We start from the raw sequence: 17,583 nt of genomic DNA, 5'->3' as shown, positions 1-17,583 counted from the left end.
GAATAAAATAATGCCGTGTTATGCCATTGATGGTGTGATTCCTGTGGTCAGCCCTCGCGCTTATGTGCATCCGCAAGCCGTTCTGATCGGGGATGTGGTGATTGAAGAGGGTGTATATATCGGGCCTTTCGCTACTTTAAGAGCCGACTTTGGCGGGATTCACATCCAGAAAAATGCCAATGTTCAGGACTCATGCACCATTCATGGCTTTCCCGGCAGTGTCACGCTGGTCGAAGAATGTGGCCATATCGGACATGGCGCGATTTTACATGGTTGTATCATTCGCAAAAATGTATTGGTCGGCATGAACAGCGTGATTCTGGATGAAGCCGAGATTGGTGAAAATACCATTGTCGGTGCCAATAGCACGGTTAAAGCCAAAGCTCAAATTCCGGAAAATTCATTGGTGCTCGGTAGTCCTGCTCGGGTCATCCGTCCTCTGGACGCCAAAGAAATTGACTGGAAAAGCAAAGGGACACGGGAATATATTCAGCTGACAGAGCGCTGCTTGTCCTCGATGCAGGAGGTTAGTCCTTTAACAGAAGTCTCCGCAGACCGGCTGAGCTATAAAGCCTTCAAGGCAGAGTATCAGATCAAGCAGAATAGCTTGAATGACTAAGTTAAGAACATGATTCTATTCATTGGATGAATTCTGCATTTTAAAAACCGGAAGTGACTGAAACCAAATTCCAACTGCATTCCCTGACCGGCTATTTAGACTAAAATAAAACTGATCTGGAAAGCATATATGGAAAATAGGGAATTTAAAGATAATTTCTCCCAGCAGTCACAGGATTATGCCCTGTTTCGTCCGCATTATCCGGATGCATTGGGAAAGCTATTGGCAGAGCTGTCACCAGGTACCAAATTGGCTGTAGATGTCGGCTGTGGTTCTGGACAGCTTTCAGAAGTTTTGGCGAATTACTTTGATCAGGTGATGGCTATTGATGCGAGTAGTGAACAGATTGCTCAGGCCAAACCGCATCCAAAAATTCAGTATGGTCAGGCACTCGCTGAAAAGATCCCGTGTGCTGACCAGAGTATTGATCTGATTTCGGTGGCTCAAGCAGCGCATTGGCTGGATCTGGAAAAATTCTACGCAGAAGCTCGCCGGATTGCTAAACCCAATGCCATTCTGGCTTTAATTAGCTATGGCGTGTTCAGTGTGGATGAGCCCCATCTGAATCATTATTTTAAGCATTTTTATGAGGTGACGCTTGCACCGTACTGGCCGCCTGAACGTCGCCATGTAGATGAAGGATATAAAAATCTAGCATTTCCATTTCAGGAAATGGCGATTCAGCCACCTGTATTACAGGTTGAATGGAACTTTTATCAGTTAATTGGTTATATGAGTACCTGGTCAGCCGTGAAAGCTGCCACTAAAGCACTTGGACATAATCCACTAAATGTACTGGCAGATGCCTTATTGCCAGAATGGGAAGATCCGGAATTGCCTAGAGTCATTAGCTGGCCATTATCAGTGCGTGCGGGGCGTATAATCGTTTAAAAAATATTAGAGCTAGAATCTGTTTATTGAACAATGAATTGAATATTCAAGGCTCAGAATTATCGCCCTAGAATCATTTCCAGCACAAATTTAGACCCAATAAAACCCAGTGCTAGCAAGCCAAAACCGAGCAGAGTAAAGCGTACGGCTTTCTGGCCACGCCAGCCAAACTTCCAGTGTCCGATTAATAGTGAACCGTAAACCAGCCAGGAAATAATACTGAATGCAGTTTTATGTGCCAGATGTTGGGCGAAGAAATTATCGATGGTAAAAAAGCCAAAGCCCAAAGCGAGCGTAAGTAAAACAAAACCGGTCATCAGCATATCAAACAGGAGCGATTCCATGTCCTGATAAGAGGGTAGCAAACTGACCCAGACCCGGCGTTTCTGCTTCTTTTTCAGCTCACGATCCTGAAAACGTAAAATTACGGCCTGAATGGTTGCCATGAGCAATACTGCATAAGCAGACAAAGACAAAATAATATGAATATCCAGACCCAAAGAGTTTTGTGCGATGATTTTTGCAGGCTGAGTAAACACAAAGCCGAGGATCAAACCTGTGGCAGCTACTGGAATTCCGATCAGATTCAGGGCGATAATTGGACGATAAGTACTGTAAATAATGCTGAGTAATAGCATTAGACCGGAAGTAAAGGAAAACAGGGCAAAGACATCATAATTGATGCCCAGCGGGGTGTGCATATCACCATACAAGACCAGCGCATGCAAGCCCAGTCCAAGCAGGGCAGTTAGCGATACAAACCATTGATTAGGAGCACGTTTAGACATTAAATGAATGAACAGATACCAGAAGGAAGCGGTATAAGCGACTAATGCTAAGATCGTATAAACCAAGGGGAGGCTAACCATGTCAAACCTTTTTAAGGGTGATGAATATTCATTTATATAAATTCGCTGCGAACTACAGTATCCTATAGCATTCTATGCATAAATTTTCTATTTTAAGAAACAATTTTTTGCTCATGGCTATTTTAAGCGGATTTTGCAATGTTTGATACCTTAACAGAACGACTCACGCAGAGTTTAAGAAATGTTACTGGCTCAGGGCAGCTAACCGAAGACAATATTAAAGATACGTTACGTGAAGTGCGTATGGCGCTTCTTGAGGCCGATGTTGCGTTACCTGTAACTCGTGAATTCATCGCGAAAGTTAAGGAAGAAGCATTAGGCCAGGAAGTGATGACTCAGTTATCTCCTGGGCAGGCTTTTGTCAAAATCGTTCATGACGAATTGACCAAAATGATGGGCGAGGCCAATGAAAGCCTCGACCTCGCTGCAAAACCACCTGTGGTTGTCCTGCTGGCAGGCCTGCAGGGTGCAGGTAAAACAACAACTGCAGCGAAACTTGCACGCTTCTTACAAGAACGTCAAAAGAAAAAAGTCGCGATGGTCTCTGCCGATGTGTATCGTCCGGCTGCGATCAAACAGCTACAGACTGTCGCGGGTGAAGTCGGTGCGATTTTCCTGGAATCTAGCGCAGACGAAAAACCGATTACGATTGTGAATCGCGCGATTGAACAGGCAAAAATCCAGTTTGCCGATGTGCTGATTGTCGATACGGCAGGTCGTTTGCATATCGATGATGACATGATGGGTGAAATCAAAGAGCTGCATGCAGCGATTAACCCGACTGAAACCCTGTTCGTGGTCGATGCCATGACCGGTCAGGATGCGGCAAACACCGCCAAAGCATTTAATGATGCCTTGCCTTTAACTGGTGTGATCCTGACCAAAACTGATGGTGATGCGCGCGGTGGTGCAGCGCTTTCAGTACGCGCGATTACCGGCAAGCCAATCAAATTCTTGGGTATGGGTGAGAAACTCGATGCCTTGGAGCCATTCCATCCTGAGCGTGTTGCACAGCGTATTCTCGGTATGGGTGATGTACTTTCTTTGGTCGAAGAACTTGAACGCAAGGTCGACAAAGAAAAAGCCGAAAAAATGGCGAAAAAACTGCAAAAAGGCGGCAGCTTCAACTTTGAAGACATGCTGATGCAGTTTGAGCAGATGAACAAGATGGGCGGCATGATGGGCTTCCTGGACAAACTTCCTGGCATGAGCAATGCCGGTCTGCAAGATGCGTTGGCGCAAGCCAATCCTGAAAAGCAGGTCAAGAAAATGGAAGCGATTATCCAGTCGATGACTATCAAAGAGCGCCGTAACCCGGACTTGATGAACCCAAGCCGTAAAAAACGTATCGCAGCAGGTTGTGGTATGGAAGTGGCAGAAGTCAACAAGTTGATTAAACAACATGCGCAAATGGCCAAGATGATGAAGAAATTTGCCAATCCGTCAGGTATGGCAAAAATGATGAAATCACTCGGTGGTTTGCAGAAACAGTTTGGCGGCGGCGGTGGCATGGGTCCACTGTTCGGCGGCAATGACAAGAAATAAGATTCTGATTTAAAAAAGGCGCGAAATGCGCCTTTTTTATTATGTATCAATCAGAAAACCGGTTTAAACAAAACAACATTTACTTACCCAAAATAAAAATCCAATCAGGCAGACTCAGGAACATCAGCACAAAACAAAGAGAAATTTAAAATGGCTCAAGTGATCATCGTCCATGGTTATACTGCAAGCCCTGAAGAAAACTGGTTTCCATGGATTCAGGAAAAAGCCCAACAGGAAAATGTCAGCTTAAAAGTACTGCGACTTGACCCATCGACCACACCCAAGCTAGAGGTGTGGGACCAGCAAATGCGTGAGCAGATTGAGGGGATTGATGAAGACAGTATTTTTATCGGGCATAGCCTGGGAACTGTGGCTGTATTGCATTACTTATCCAGAGAATTAAAACAGCAAAAGATTCAGCAATTGGTATTGATCGCAGGATTTAATGGCCGCTTGGGTCGTTTAGATGAAGTCAATCCGTTTATTGATGCCGCTGAGATCGATTTCGATTTACTCAAACAGCAGATCGCAGAACGTGTAGTGATCTATTCTGAAGGCGATGATCAGGTTGCGCCTGAATTTAGTCTGGAACAGGCGGACAGTCTGGACGCGATTGTGGTGAATGCCAAGCATCACGGACATTTTATTGATTCCCAAGGCTGTACTGATCTGCCGGAGCTCTGGAAAGTAATCGAGCCGTATCTGATTAAATCCGAAGTTTAAGCATGTTGTTGTATTCACTAAATTTTAAAATTTAACATGAGATGGCGTTCAAAAAGAGACTTGAATTCCATCTCCAGACTGTTTAAAACTAGTTTTTTGTCGACGCAATTTGCGTTCAATGATAATAAGTAAATCACTATGAAAAATATAATAAAGAAAGTCTATATCGTGCCGGATTATCAGGCGACCTCCAATGATCACTGGTATCCGTGGCTGAGTCGCCAGCTTAAAAATGCCGGTTTTGAGTCCAAGCGGATTATGCTGGCCACCCCCTTTCAGCCCAATTTAGAAGAATGGCAGCAGAACCTGAAATTACACATTCCGCAGATGGATGAACATACCTTTTTAGTTGCACATGGCCTGAGTTGCGTCAGTGTTTTAAACTTTTTACAGGAACATTATATTCAGCAGCAACGTAAGATCGGCGGCATCATTCTGGTCTCGGCCTTTGATACACCGCTGGTGGCCTGGTCAGAACTGAATAAAATGTTGCAGGCCGTCCGGCTCGATTTGAAAAACTTGCCGTATAGCTATAAACGTGCGGTGATGCTGATCTCCAGTAATGATCCTTATGTGCCTGCACCGATTTCCTTGCGTTTAGCACATAGCCTGAATGCACAAATTTTTGAGATCAAAAAAGCTGGACATTTTAACAAGGCTGATGGTTTTGCCGAATTCCCTCAATTGCTGGATATTATCAAACAGTGTCTGGCAAATGAGCTGCAAAATGCTGCAGGCCTTTAAGTAAAAGATCCGGTTCAATCCGGGGCTGATACTGACCGAGATGCTGCGCAAATAGCGGGGCATCTCCACCGGTTAAAACCAGCTGTGCCGGGAAATCACGCAGTACTTTTTCAATGGTGCTCAGCAGGCCCAGCAGAATGCCATGATGTACCGCATCGATGGTATTGCGTCCGGGATTGAGTTCAGAAAAAGCGGCATCTGGAATTTTAATGCCTTTGGTATTCTGAATTAGGGAATCACGTTGCAAGTATAGATTTGGCAGAATAAAACCGCCCAAATGTTGTTGCCCTTGCGCCAAATCAATAGTCAGCGCCGTACCACAACTAATCACACAATAATTTTCATGCGCTTGCGTCGCGACCGCAAGTACCTGCAACCAGCGGTCAATCCCTAGTTGTGAAGGTTCATCATAACCACAGATCAGACCTGCATATTCTGCCTGTACCTGAGCAAAAATGACTGGAATATGCAGGCTTTCTAAAATGCTGAGAATGCGCTCATTATTGATTTTATCCTGGACTGAGGATAGACCTACCTGATGCAAGCCCAGCGCTTTGAAATGCTGAATCAGGCCAAGTAACAAATCAGCAGGGGACTGTAAATGTAATTCTGCTGCCTGTTCAATAATCTGATCATGCTCGGTAATCCAGTATTTAAGCCGGGTATTGCCGATATCCAACCATAATTTTTTCATTGCTGTATGCCTGTTCATCCACCGTGTTTAAGGCGGAGCTGTCCCTGATAAAAGGTCTGGATTCCCTGATCGGTCAAAATCTTGACTGCACCATCGTCCTGAATCCCCAGAAAAGTACCGGAATATTGCCCTTGCACATCGGTAAATTCAACCGTTTGTTGCATAAATGCAGCCGATCGATTGAAACGCGCCGCCAGGTTTTGACTGCCATAATTAAACCATTGCCCGGCTTGCTGAATCGCCAGATATAACTGGGCAATCAGCTCGACTCTTGAGGTATGTGATAATCCCAACTCGTTCAAGGAGCTAACCTGCTGATCTGGAAGGTCAGTGAGCAGAGGATCGATATTTAAACCTACACCGACCACCACCTGTGTAGATGAAATCGGCTCGACCAGAATGCCGCCCCATTTTCCGTGCAGGCTATACAGGTCATTCGGCCATTTCACCTGTAATTCCAGGCCTTTTAGACTGGGCATTTGCAGGATATTTAACGCAATTTCTAGCGCCAGACGACCATCGATGGGTTTTTGTGTATGCAGCAATGTGCTTAAATAGATGTTCCCTTCAGGTGAAATCCACTGACGTTGACGCTGTCCACGGCCTTGGGTCTGCACATGACTGCACACCAGAACCTGCTGCACCCCCTTCGTTGCCAATTCGCGTACATCATCATTGGTCGATGTGGTAATCGGTTTGATGAGTAATACTTCCGGGAGTTGGCCTGCATCGCTTAATCGTTGTTGCAGTTCACGAGTTTCTACATCCATTTGAATCTAAACGTGGTAAATATCGTTATGGAGTTAATCATATATTTATTGATTGGTGCAATTGCCGGATTCACCGCAGGCCTGTTTGGGGTCGGTGGTGGTTTGATTATTGTGCCGATCCTGTACATTGTTTTTACCCAGCTTCAGTACGATCCCAGCGTGATTATGCATATGGCGGTGGGCACTTCCTTGGCAACGATTATTGTGACTTCTATCAGTTCGGTGATGGCGCATCATAAGCGAGGGGCCGTGTTGTGGTCGGTGTTTCGTAATCTGGCACCCGGTCTGATTGTGGGATCATTTTTAGGCGCGGGGATTGCCGACTATTTGTCGGGTCAGGGCTTACAGTTATTGATCGGTTTCTTTGCGGTCTGGGTCGCATTTAGAATGTTCCGAGGGGCGCATATTCAGATCGATCCGAATCAAAAACTACCTTCAACACCGCTACAAATGGCTGCAGGTGGGGGAATTGGGGTAGCCTCTGCCATCTTTGGGATTGGCGGTGGCAGTCTGACCGTACCTTTCCTGAACCGCTGTGGAGTCGTAATCCAACAAGCGGTCGCGACTTCGGCGGCTTGTGGTTTACCGATTGCAGTCGCAGGTGCATTAGGATTTATCTGGTTTGGGAAACAGGCACAGGTGAGCGTGCCCAATACCATTGGTTATATCCATATTTATGCCTTTATTGGTATCAGTATGATGAGCTTTTTCACCGCCAAACTGGGTGCAAAAGTGGCGCATCTGCTTTCACCCGCGCTATTAAAAAAATGTTTCGCGGCATTACTGACGACTGTTGGTCTGTATTTTATTTACCAAGGTTTTAGCGCCTGATTCAAGGTTCAGCTTAAATCCATACATCGTAGCGGGAGAATAGAACACTATTCTCCTTTTTTATGACTTGGGTTGGCTATTTAGACACAAGATTGTCTGACAATGTCAAAGTATTCAGCGAAAAAAAGCCGTTTAATAGCAGCATAGCCCCAGTTAAAGGGCCAAACCAGTATCCATAAAAATAAAGACAGGAACGGTATGCCATTAGAACAAGCGCACAGTTTGTCTGAGCAGATTGCCAAGCACATTAGCGAACAGATTATTCGCGGTGAACTGGTCGAAGGCGAACGTATACAGGAGCTCAGGATTGCCTCGGAGCTTGATGTCAGTCGGGGTTCGGTTCGTGAAGCCCTGCTTTTGCTGGAACGCACCCAGCTGATTGAAATCTTTCCACGCCGTGGGGCGATTGTGTCGGAAATGTCAGCCTTGCAGGTGCGTGCCCTATTTGATATGACTTCTTTATTGCTTGGGCAGATGGTGCATCGAATGGCGGAAACCTGGCGCAGCCATGAAGCTGAGCGCATTCAGCTATTATTAGAGCAATTGGAAGCAGAAACTCGCCAAGGACACACTGAAAAGTTTTATGATCTGATCTTTCAGGGCATGGCCCAGCAGCATGAGATGGTGGGGAATCCTTATCTGATGCGCTACTATCAGGAACTGCTGCCATCTTTACGTCGGAGCTATTTTCTGACCCTGAATATTTCCAGACGCGAGTTACAGGAATCTTTTGACTTATTTAAACTGGTCACTGAAGCAATTTTGATACGAAAAAGCCATCAGGCCACTTTATTTATGGAAGATTTTTGTCGACACTTGCGCAACCTTGTGTTGGAATCTCTGACACGGATGAAACAAATTGAACTCGCGTGGGCCAGACGCTCACGACGTTAAATCAGGACATTATGCGTTTAAGCAGTTTAAAACTTTCAGGCTTTAAATCTTTTGCCGACAGTACCACTTTACATTTTAAAGATAATCGTACTGCGGTCGTGGGACCGAATGGTTGTGGTAAATCCAACGTCATTGATGCCATACGCTGGGTCATGGGCGAGTCCAGTGCACGCCAGTTGCGTGGTGGCAGCATGCAGGACGTCATCTTTACCGGAACTGCCAAGCGTAAACCGGTGGGCATGGCCAGTGTAGAACTGCGCTTTGACAATACCTATGGCAAGCTGGGCGGTGCTTATAATGCCTATAATGAACTGGCAGTACGCCGTCAGGTCAACCGCGATGGCAAGTCTGAATATTTTCTGAATGGCAGCAAATGCCGTCGTCGTGATATTACCGATATTTTCCTGGGTACTGGTCTTGGTCCGCGTTCCTATGCGATTATTGAACAGGGCATGATCAACCGTCTGGTCGATGCCAAGCCCGATGAAATGCGGGTCTATATTGAAGAAGCGGCTGGGGTATCGCGCTATCAGGCACGTCGCCGTGAAACCATGCTACATCTGGATCACACCACACAAAACCTGTCGCGTCTGGAAGATATCGCCTCTGAACTGAAATCTCAGCTAAAAACCCTGAAACGTCAGTCGGAAAGTGCGATTCAATATAAAGAACTGGAAGGGCAGATCCGTACCATCAAGATTGAAATTCTGTCTTTTCAATGTGAGCAAAGCCAGCGTTTACAGGAAGAATATACCCTTGAGATGAATACGCTCGGGGAAAACTTTAAGCTGGTGCGCTCCGAACTGACCACCGTTGAACATGATTTAGGCAGTACAAGTGAACTGTTTCAGCGTCTGATTCAGCAATCCACCCCTTTGCAAAGTGAATGGCAACAGGCCGAGAAAAAACTGGCTGAACTGGAAATGACCCTGCAACAAAAGCAGTCTCTGCTAGAGCAAAATTCCACCAGTCTGGTCAAACTGGAACAGCAAAAAGCCCAAACTAAAGAGCGTTTACAGTTGATTGAACTGCAACTCGATACTTTACAGCAGCAATTTGAAGATCAGCAGGCGCAGTTGCAGCAGCAAGATGGTCAGAGTCAGGCGCAAAGCCAAAACTTGACTGAGCTCAAAGCTCAACATAGTAATGTGGCAGCGCAATTTACCCAGATCAAAACCCAGGTCGAACAGCAGCAACAGCGTAAATTACAGATGTTGGCTCAAAGCGAGCAACTGGCAAAGAATATTGAGCGGATTGAACAGCAGAAACAGACGCTCCAACAGCAAAGTGCACAGATTCAGCAACAGGCGGAGCAAGATGAGCTGGAGCAGTATCAGGCAGACAAAGCCCAAGCTGAACAGCAAATCGCTGACTATGAAATTCAATTAACAGATTTAAAAACTCAATTCGAGCAGATTCAGGCAGAGCAGGCGACCCATCAGCAGCGCTTGATGCAGCTCAAATCTGAAATTCAGGTGCTTCATTCAGAAAAGAAAAACCTGAGTCAATTACTGACCAAAGCCAAGCCAAATGCCAAGAGTGATGCGGTACAGCTGATGCATGTACTTAAGCTCAATGATGCAGGCAAGGTACATGCCAGCCTGATCGAAAAGTTTCTGGCAAAATGGCTATCTGCCCAGATTTTGACAGAGGGCGAGCACTTCCTTGAAGATTGTGCGCGTCAGTTAAAGCAACAGGCTGTTCAGAATAAAATTCAGATTGCCAATACGATGTGTCTGGCCGATTGGATTGAATCTCCACATTATTCACTGTGGCAACAAGTCGCGGTCGTAGATACATTAGCGCAAGCATTGCCTCTTCAAACTGAGTTATTACAAGGCCAGACATTACTGAGTTTAGATGGCTACCATGTTGGTGCGGATTGGATGATTGCACTGGACTATGATGAAGCTAGTCAGGCCGGACAAGGTGCATTGAGTCATCGAATCCGTCTGGATGAAATCGAGCAGCAACTTGCAGAACTTGAACCTAAGTTTATGCAGTTGGAGCAGCAGTTACCTGAACTCACCGATCAGGTTAAAGCTTTGCAAAGCCGGATTCAAATCATCAGTGAGCAGCACAAGCATACCCAAAAGCAGCTGCAGCAACTCGATGTCAATATTGCCAAAGTACAAAGTAGTGCTCAGGCTTTCGCATTGCAAAAGCAGCAATTACAGCATCAGTTACAACAACTGGATGAGCAGCTTGAAGAAGATGCCATGCAGAAAGATGATCTGGAAATTGATCTGCATGCCTTGAATATCAAACTGGAACAGGCGCTACCAAATTATAAAACCCTGCAATTCCAGCTAGAAGAATTGAGTGCTCAGCTGGATGACTCACAGCAGCTCAATCAGCAAGCGCAGCAGGAACTGGAAGTGTTGCGCCGGCAAAATGTGCAAAGCCAGCAGCAGATTGAATTACTGGAAAAAGATCAGGTTTTCCTAAAAGAACAGTCTCAGCAAATTACTGCACAAATCGAACAAGCCAAAAAGTTTGTCGATCCGGTACAGTTGGAATTACCTGCTTTACAGAGCCAGTTCAATGAACAGGCGCAGATCACTGAAAAGCTGCAAAAAACCTGGGCCGACTGGCAGGTTGAATTAAATCAGGTGCAGAGCAAACAGCAGCAGCTGACCGAACAGCGTCACAGCTTCCAGCAGCAGGATGAAAAACTCCGCACTACACTGGAAGAAAAACGTCTGGCCTGGCAGGCTGCCAAATCTGATTTGCAGCATTATTCTGAACAACTGAAAGAGTTGAATAGTGAAGTAATTTCCGGACTCGATATTGATGTTAAAGCACATCAGGCGAAACTGGAAAAAGCTCAGGCTCAGTTTGATAAACTCGGTGCAGTCAATCTGGCGGCTTCTGAAGAATATGAAGAAGTATCAAAACGTTATGAGGAACTGAGTCACCAGATGCAGGATCTGGAAAATACGGTTGAACAGCTACAGGCTGCGATGAAGAGTATTGATCAGGAAACCCGTAAACTGTTTATGCACACGTTTGACCAGGTCAATGCTGAACTGCAAAACCTGTTCCCGAAAGTGTTTGAAGGCGGTGAGGCGAGTTTAAGCCTTGAAGATGGCTGGCAGTCGGGTGTAAAACTCATGGCCCGACCACCAGGTAAGCGAAACAGCTCATTGGCCTTACTCTCGGGTGGAGAAAAGGCTTTAACTGCATTAGCATTGGTATTCGCGATTTTTCGCTTAAATCCGGCACCATTTTGCGTACTGGATGAAGTCGATGCACCGCTGGATGATGCCAATGTGGGACGCTTTTGTAATTTAGTCAAAGAGCTTTCTGAACACGTGCAATTTATTTATATTACCCATAACAAACTTGCAATGATGATGGCGACTGATCTTTTAGGTGTAACCATGCCTGAACCGGGAACATCAAAATTAGTGACAGTTAATTTGGAACAGGCAAAAGAATACGGCCTAGCTGCGGAGGTATAATATGGAAATCACCACCATTATCGGGATTGTTATCGCAATTGTGATTATGCTGTTTGGTATAAGAATGCTGTTCAAAAAACCTGTAGAGGCTGTACCTTCACTGGATGCCAACCTGCATATCGACCCGGATAGCCAGACACCGATCATTCCAAGGCATGTACGTTCTCAGTTGGCACAACAGGATGTCGAATCTGATCGTATCGAGCCAAGCTTGGGTATAGATGAACCGGCTCCTGAAAAGCCTTCCGCCTTTCGCAAGGCTGAATCAACTCCGGTTGAGCCAAAAGCAGTCGAAACTCCTGTAGCTGCCCCGTCAACAGAAGCTGAAGTAGTGAAAAAGTCGGTAGTCACGGCAGCAGATGTTCAACAGGTAGAAGCGGAACAGAAGAATAGCCAGATTGAAACCAAGGAAGAAATGCCTGAATTCAGCCTGAACAGCAACATCGAAAAAGCAGAAATTTCTGAATTTAATGATGAAAGTAGTATTCTGGATGCACATCTGCATGAGCAAAAAATAGTGGATGAAGAAAGTGCTTTGTCCAATGCTGAAACCATTATTTCTTTGCATATCTATCCGCAAGGCCGTGTACTTTCGGGTGATAAAACCTTGAAGGTTTTATTGAAATATGGCCTGCGTTATGGTGAGTTGGCCTGTTTCCACCGTTATAGTGAAGATGGTTCAAAACTGCTGTTTTCGGTATTGCAAATGACCGATACCGGAATGGAAGGCTTTGATCTGGAAACCTTATCAACGCAGGAAGTGAAAGGTTTGGCATTCTTCCTGGCTTTACCGCATAGCGATGTACAAAATGCGTTTGATACCATGGACAGTATTTCACGTCTGATTGCCCGTGAAGTGGACGGTCTGGTCTATGACCAGAATCAACAGGAATTTACTCCACAATTACGTGAATTCTGGCGCCATCAGGCAATTGATTATCGTGCTGGACAAGGGACGGAAGTTTAAGGCTGCTTTGTTCAATCTCCAAGTTGAATCTGTAGACTGCAATTTTTATAATAGCCAAAAGCTGAATATTCTACAGGGCGGATTTTCCGCCCTTTTTTATGGTGAAATTATGACCCAAGATGCCACTGTCATTGCGCAAATGCGTCAACTGATTCAACTGCTTGCCAAGCATAACCATGCTTATTATGTGATGGATCAACCGAGCATTGAAGACAGTGAATATGATCAGCTCTTTCATCAGCTCAAAGCCTTAGAACAACAATATCCTGACCTGATCCAGTCCGATAGCCCGACAGATAAAGTGGGTGGGCAGGCGCTTTCAAAATTTGTGACCGTAACACACGCCGTGCCGATGCTGTCATTAGGCAATGTCTTTAATCAGGAAGATCTGCTGGCTTTTGCCCGCCGTATTGAAGAACGTTTGCCAAATCAAAAAATTGAATATGATGTTGAACTGAAATTTGATGGTCTGGCCATTTCACTCTGGTATGAGCATGGCGTATTGACGCGTGGAGTGACGCGCGGCGATGGAGAAACCGGTGAAGACATCACCCAGAATGTCAGAACCATTCGCAACCTGCCGAAACTTTTATCTCCGGTGAATGGTATCATTCCCGATTTGCTGGAAGTACGCGGCGAAGTGCTAATGCCGAAATCCGGTTTTGAAAAATTGAACGCTGCCAATGCTGCCAAAGGTGAAAAGACCTTTGCCAATCCGCGTAATGCTGCGGCAGGAAGTTTGCGTCAGCTGGATCCGAACATTGCTGCCTCGCGGCCATTGGCTTTTTATGCTTATGGGATTGCACAGTGTGTACCGCATCATGGTCAAACCACCATGTCTGCCAGTCTGGAATGGTTACATCAGTTCGGTTTTGCGGTTGGCGAGCGTCACTTTATCTGTGACAGTATTCAGGACGTGCAAAAGGTCTATGAACAGATTATTGATGAGCGTGCCAGCCTCAGTGTTGAAATCGATGGTATGGTGATCAAGGTCAATGACCTAAAACAGCAGCAACAACTTGGTTTCCTGAGCCGTGAACCTCGTTGGGCCACCGCCTATAAATTTCCGGCAGTGGCTGCACTGACCACAGTAGAAAATATTAATTGGCAAGTCGGTCGTACTGGAACATTAACGCCGGTTGCGCGTTTAAATCCAGTCGCTGTCGGCGGAGTAACAGTATCTAATGTAACCCTGCACAATATTGGCGAAATTCACCGTCTGGATGTACGTATTGGTGATACCGTCAGTGTTTATCGTAGTGGCGATGTAATTCCTAAGGTGGAAAAAGTCTGGCCGGAATTTCGCCCGGTTGATGCAGTCGAAGTGCATTTACCTGAGCAATGCCCAGTCTGTGATTCACCCGTGGTCATGCCGGAAGGCGAAGCCTTGGCACGGTGTTCGGGTGGGCTGTATTGTGCCGCGCAGCGTATTGAGGCCATTCGTCACTTTGTTTCGCGTAAAGCTATGGATATCGAAGGGCTGGGTGATCGCTGGGTAGAGTCACTGCTACATCTAAATCTTTTAAAAGATGTCTCAGATATTTACCATCTGCATGAACATCGTGAGACTTTGCTCGGTATTGAAAAGATGGGCGCCAAATCGGTTCAGAATCTTTTGGATGCCATTGAAAACAGTAAAAAGACCACACTGGCTGCTTTTATCTATGCACTCGGTATTCGTGGGGTGGGTGAAACTACGGCGCGGATGCTGGCCAATACTTTCCAGACGCTGGATGCCTTGCGTCAGGCCGATCTGGAGGCTTTAAAGAAAACTCCGGATGTAGGTGATATCACTGCGGAATGGATTCTGGATTTCTTTCAGGCACCGCATAATCTGGAAGTTCTGGATCGTTTACTGGCTGCCGGTATTCACTGGGATGCACCGATCGCACCGACTCGTCAGCCGTTAAACGGCGAAAGCTGGGTGGTCACCGGGACTTTAAGCAGTATGGGACGAGATGATGCAACCCAGTTATTGCAAGCCTTAGGTGCACGAGTCAGTGGCAGTGTATCCAGCAAAACCAAATGTGTGGTTGCGGGTGAAAAAGCTGGCTCAAAACTGGATAAAGCAGAAAAACTTGGTATTCCAGTGATCAATGAACAACAGTTTATTGGCTTGATGCAAGACTATGGTCAGCTTGAAGCCTAAATCTCTGCACATTTCATGAAAGAATAAGAGTTAAAAAAGCCACCTTCGGGTGGCTTTTTGCATAAAAAGATTAAGGAATATATTTTTTCACAACACCATCATCGAGTAGCTGCTGGAAATGTTCAACCAGACTTTCTTTCACCGGACGATACTCAATGCCGAGCTCATTTTTACTTTTCTGGGCATTAAAGAAAATTGGATAACCCATATTTAGCTCTACAAATTTGCGGCTAAAACCTGCTACAGGCCCGAACAGTTTGAAAGCTGCCTTCGGCAATTGATTGCGTGGGAACGGAAATTTATTACCAAAATGCGCCCGCAGAATTTGGCCCATTTCCAGCAGGCTCAAGCTTTCACTGCAAATGATATAACGGCCATGCGCTTGCGGATTAAACGCAGCACGGATATGCGCTTCAGCGACATCCTGAACATCGACCACGCCATTCCACATCGGTGGAACGCCAAGCAGGGTCATGCCGTTGGCAAACTGTTGCAGGACTTCCACACTGCCGGATTGGGTATTTGGGGTTAAGGATTGACCAAAAACCAGTGCAGGATTGATACAGACCAGATCCCAGCGATCCTGTGCTTCAGCCATTTCCCAGGCTTTACGCTCTGCCATGACTTTGGAATAAGGATAAGGCTGATGCGTGGCCGAACTGGTGGTATTCCAGCATGATTCATCAAAACTGTTATTCTCAGTTTGTAGAATATCAATGGCATCGCCATAAGTGGATGCGATACTCGATGTGACGATTACGCGTTTCACTGATTCAGTCTGATTGACACTATTCAGTACATTTTCAGTGCCTAATACCGCAGGTTCGATAATATCTTTGACTGCATCTTTATAGTTGGTGACCACAAAAGGTGAGGCCATATGAAAAACAATTTCACAGCCTTGCATCGCCTGATCAAAAGAACCCGGGCTTAATAAATTGGCCTGAAATAACTTGAGAGTTCCCGGAGTGCTGTCGGCAATTTTTTCTAAATGGGCAAAGCTCTTACTTTTATTCAGGTCGCGCACCGTGGCATGTACGGTATAGCCTTGCGTGAGTAATTTCTGGATGACCCAGCTGGCAATATAACCCGATGCACCGGTAACCAGAACCGGCGATATTGTTTGTGGATGTGTCATATCGGAACCGTTGTTGTTTTAAATTTGTGTGAATGATAAGCGAAATTCAAGCATGAAGTACGCCAATGCAGTGATGTTTATACAAAAAGAATGAATCTCTCTGGTCAAAATTAAGATTTACAAATTTTAACGCATGTGTTTATTCGCCGGTTTTAGGTTATTGCCAAGCGTAATGAAAATGCAAAGTGTTGTTTTATAAATGGGATTTCATTAAGAACGAAGTGTAAATGCAAGTACTTCTCATTTTAATTATATAAAAATCAAATATTTAACCATGGTTAAGCTTTGCAAATTCAATTGCTTTTCGCCATAATAGCAAAATACAGGTAGGGAGTTATTCAAATGCGCGGAAATCCAGAAGTCGTAGATTATTTAAATATGTTGATCGGTGGCGAACTGGCTGCTCGTGACCAATACTTGATTCACTCTCGTATGTATGAAGATTGGGGATTGACCAAAATCTTTGAACGTATCGATCACGAAATGCAGGAAGAGTCCCAGCATGCGGATGCGATTATCCGTCGTGTTCTGTTCCTAGAAGGAACGCCAAACATGCAGCGCGATGACGTTGAGATTGGCGACGATGTGGTGAGCTGCCTGAAAGCCGATCTAAAACTTGAATATCATGTGCGGGAAAAACTGGCGCAGGGCATCAAGTTATGCGAAGAAAAAGGCGACTATATCAGCCGTGATATGTTACGCCAGCAAATGTCGGATACCGAAGAAGACCATACTTACTGGTTAGAAAAACAATTGCGTTTAATCGAACTGATTGGTCTGCAAAATTATATTCAGTCACAGATGTAAAACCGGATGAATAAAAAACCCAGCATCTGCTGGGTTTTTTGTATGTTGAAAATGCTTAGTTGTTGTTACTCATAATGCCAATTTTTTTGACTTCCAGCCGTTGAGCCGCCGCCATGACCATCGCAATATGCTTGTATTCAGTGGCGCGATCCGCCTTGATTTTAATCTGATCCTGATCCGCTTTTCTCGCAACTGTCTGAAAGAGAACTTCCAGAGCTTGAGGGCTTGCTACCGGCTGTTCATTCCAGAAAATCTTGCCTTGTGCATCCAGACGTAATTCCACCAGCTCAGGCGGTTTTTCATCGGTTACAGGAGGCGTTCCATTCGGTAGGTCAATATTAATCGAGTTATTTGGCAAAGGAATCGTGATAATAAACATAATCAGCAAGACCAGCATGACATCAATCAGTGGCGTCATGTTGACATCTAACATCACATCATCGTCTTGATTTGAACCAACATTCATACCCATAAACTT

General features: G+C 45.4%; 16 protein-coding genes. 11 read left to right on the top strand and 5 right to left on the bottom strand.

All coding sequences use genetic code 11. From position 1 onward, the window contains the following. The first annotated feature begins 10 nt into the window (after positions 1–10). Together FTT86_RS09985 and FTT86_RS09980 are read left to right on the top strand one after the other, a co-directional pair. The gene (locus tag FTT86_RS09985) at positions 11–619 is read left to right on the top strand and encodes a DapH/DapD/GlmU-related protein (RefSeq protein WP_180181106.1); all 609 of its coding nucleotides are present in this window, start codon (positions 11–13) and stop codon (positions 617–619) included. 129 nt (positions 620–748) lie between these two features. Continuing rightward, entirely contained in the window at positions 749–1,510 is a 762-nt protein-coding gene (locus FTT86_RS09980; RefSeq protein ID WP_180181105.1) for a class I SAM-dependent methyltransferase, read from the top strand. A gap of 59 nt (positions 1,511–1,569) precedes the next feature. On the opposite strand, the gene FTT86_RS09975 is transcribed toward FTT86_RS09980, so the two are convergent. Further along, positions 1,570–2,379 carry an inner membrane protein YpjD gene (locus tag FTT86_RS09975; RefSeq protein ID WP_114541386.1) on the bottom strand — a complete coding sequence of 270 codons (810 nt, stop codon included), beginning with the start codon at positions 2,377–2,379 and terminating at the stop codon, positions 1,570–1,572. A gap of 138 nt (positions 2,380–2,517) precedes the next feature. On the opposite strand from FTT86_RS09975, the gene ffh reads away from it, so the two are divergent. The 3 genes from ffh (at position 2,518) to FTT86_RS09960 (ending at position 5,391) form a co-directional block, all read left to right on the top strand. Beyond that, positions 2,518–3,924 (top strand): signal recognition particle protein, encoded by a 1,407-nt coding sequence (ffh, locus tag FTT86_RS09970; protein ID WP_004279196.1) that lies wholly within the window; start codon positions 2,518–2,520, stop codon positions 3,922–3,924. A gap of 150 nt (positions 3,925–4,074) precedes the next feature. Then, positions 4,075–4,647: an alpha/beta hydrolase gene (locus FTT86_RS09965; RefSeq protein ID WP_180181104.1), complete on the top strand. Its 573-nt coding sequence runs from the start codon at positions 4,075–4,077 to the stop codon at positions 4,645–4,647. Between the two features lie 138 nt (positions 4,648–4,785). Next, complete coding sequence (locus FTT86_RS09960) at positions 4,786–5,391, top strand: alpha/beta hydrolase (protein ID WP_180181103.1); 606 nt, start codon at positions 4,786–4,788, stop codon at positions 5,389–5,391. Here FTT86_RS09960 and FTT86_RS09955 read toward each other — a convergent pair. Both FTT86_RS09955 and FTT86_RS09950 read right to left on the bottom strand, forming a co-directional pair. After that, complete coding sequence (locus FTT86_RS09955) at positions 5,345–6,085, bottom strand: type III pantothenate kinase (protein WP_180087419.1); 741 nt, start codon at positions 6,083–6,085, stop codon at positions 5,345–5,347. The genes FTT86_RS09960 and FTT86_RS09955 overlap by 47 nt on opposite strands. Before the next feature lie 14 nt (positions 6,086–6,099). Next, the gene (locus tag FTT86_RS09950; protein ID WP_180087418.1) at positions 6,100–6,855 is read right to left on the bottom strand and encodes a biotin--[acetyl-CoA-carboxylase] ligase; all 756 of its coding nucleotides are present in this window, start codon (positions 6,853–6,855) and stop codon (positions 6,100–6,102) included. 27 nt (positions 6,856–6,882) lie between these two features. On the opposite strand from FTT86_RS09950, the gene FTT86_RS09945 reads away from it, so the two are divergent. From FTT86_RS09945 to ligA, 5 genes are all read left to right on the top strand, one after another. After that, positions 6,883–7,686: a sulfite exporter TauE/SafE family protein gene (locus tag FTT86_RS09945; RefSeq protein ID WP_180181102.1), complete on the top strand. Its 804-nt coding sequence runs from the start codon at positions 6,883–6,885 to the stop codon at positions 7,684–7,686. Positions 7,687–7,884: 198 nt separating this feature from the next. Continuing rightward, positions 7,885–8,580 carry a GntR family transcriptional regulator gene (locus FTT86_RS09940; protein WP_180181101.1) on the top strand — a complete coding sequence of 232 codons (696 nt, stop codon included), beginning with the start codon at positions 7,885–7,887 and terminating at the stop codon, positions 8,578–8,580. Between the two features lie 11 nt (positions 8,581–8,591). Continuing rightward, complete coding sequence (gene smc, locus FTT86_RS09935) at positions 8,592–12,044, top strand: chromosome segregation protein SMC (protein WP_180181118.1); 3,453 nt, start codon at positions 8,592–8,594, stop codon at positions 12,042–12,044. 1 nt (position 12,045) lies between these two features. After that, positions 12,046–13,011 carry a cell division protein ZipA C-terminal FtsZ-binding domain-containing protein gene (locus FTT86_RS09930; protein ID WP_005251067.1) on the top strand — a complete coding sequence of 322 codons (966 nt, stop codon included), beginning with the start codon at positions 12,046–12,048 and terminating at the stop codon, positions 13,009–13,011. 109 nt (positions 13,012–13,120) lie between these two features. Beyond that, positions 13,121–15,160: an NAD-dependent DNA ligase LigA gene (gene ligA, locus FTT86_RS09925; RefSeq protein WP_148334304.1), complete on the top strand. Its 2,040-nt coding sequence runs from the start codon at positions 13,121–13,123 to the stop codon at positions 15,158–15,160. 70 nt (positions 15,161–15,230) lie between these two features. On the opposite strand, the gene FTT86_RS09920 is transcribed toward ligA, so the two are convergent. Continuing rightward, on the bottom strand, positions 15,231–16,298 hold the full coding sequence (locus tag FTT86_RS09920; protein WP_180181100.1) for an aldehyde reductase: 1,068 nt from the start codon (positions 16,296–16,298) through the stop codon (positions 15,231–15,233). 342 nt (positions 16,299–16,640) lie between these two features. Here FTT86_RS09920 and bfr point away from each other — a divergent pair, with 342 nt between their 5' ends. Further along, on the top strand, positions 16,641–17,105 hold the full coding sequence (bfr, locus tag FTT86_RS09915) for a bacterioferritin (RefSeq protein WP_004646080.1): 465 nt from the start codon (positions 16,641–16,643) through the stop codon (positions 17,103–17,105). A 55-nt stretch (positions 17,106–17,160) separates the two neighbouring features. Here bfr and FTT86_RS09910 read toward each other — a convergent pair whose 3' ends face one another. Then, a complete protein-coding gene (locus tag FTT86_RS09910; RefSeq protein WP_180181099.1) occupies positions 17,161–17,577 on the bottom strand; it encodes a biopolymer transporter ExbD in 417 nt (138 codons plus the stop codon). Between the last annotated feature and the right edge of the window lie 6 nt (positions 17,578–17,583).

Origin of the sequence: Acinetobacter sp. YH01021 (assembly GCF_013420255.1) — a bacterium.
Lineage (GTDB): Bacteria > Pseudomonadota > Gammaproteobacteria > Pseudomonadales > Moraxellaceae > Acinetobacter.
Note: the sequence above shows the minus strand (reverse complement) of the source record. Positions and strands in the feature narration are given on the sequence as shown.

Coding starts and splice junctions, on each gene's coding strand:
- FTT86_RS09955 (WP_180087419.1), bottom strand. CDS start 6,085: ATGAAAAAATTATGGTTGGATATCGGCAATACCCGGCTTAAATACTGG.
- FTT86_RS09960 (WP_180181103.1), top strand. CDS start 4,786: ATGAAAAATATAATAAAGAAAGTCTATATCGTGCCGGATTATCAGGCG.
- FTT86_RS09975 (WP_114541386.1), bottom strand. CDS start 2,379: ATGGTTAGCCTCCCCTTGGTTTATACGATCTTAGCATTAGTCGCTTAT.
- FTT86_RS09920 (WP_180181100.1), bottom strand. CDS start 16,298: ATGACACATCCACAAACAATATCGCCGGTTCTGGTTACCGGTGCATCG.
- smc (WP_180181118.1), top strand. CDS start 8,592: ATGCGTTTAAGCAGTTTAAAACTTTCAGGCTTTAAATCTTTTGCCGAC.
- FTT86_RS09910 (WP_180181099.1), bottom strand. CDS start 17,577: ATGGGTATGAATGTTGGTTCAAATCAAGACGATGATGTGATGTTAGAT.
- ffh (WP_004279196.1), top strand. CDS start 2,518: ATGTTTGATACCTTAACAGAACGACTCACGCAGAGTTTAAGAAATGTT.
- FTT86_RS09950 (WP_180087418.1), bottom strand. CDS start 6,855: ATGGATGTAGAAACTCGTGAACTGCAACAACGATTAAGCGATGCAGGC.
- FTT86_RS09985 (WP_180181106.1), top strand. CDS start 11: ATGCCGTGTTATGCCATTGATGGTGTGATTCCTGTGGTCAGCCCTCGC.
- FTT86_RS09940 (WP_180181101.1), top strand. CDS start 7,885: ATGCCATTAGAACAAGCGCACAGTTTGTCTGAGCAGATTGCCAAGCAC.
- FTT86_RS09945 (WP_180181102.1), top strand. CDS start 6,883: ATGGAGTTAATCATATATTTATTGATTGGTGCAATTGCCGGATTCACC.
- FTT86_RS09980 (WP_180181105.1), top strand. CDS start 749: ATGGAAAATAGGGAATTTAAAGATAATTTCTCCCAGCAGTCACAGGAT.
- FTT86_RS09930 (WP_005251067.1), top strand. CDS start 12,046: ATGGAAATCACCACCATTATCGGGATTGTTATCGCAATTGTGATTATG.
- FTT86_RS09965 (WP_180181104.1), top strand. CDS start 4,075: ATGGCTCAAGTGATCATCGTCCATGGTTATACTGCAAGCCCTGAAGAA.
- bfr (WP_004646080.1), top strand. CDS start 16,641: ATGCGCGGAAATCCAGAAGTCGTAGATTATTTAAATATGTTGATCGGT.
- ligA (WP_148334304.1), top strand. CDS start 13,121: ATGACCCAAGATGCCACTGTCATTGCGCAAATGCGTCAACTGATTCAA.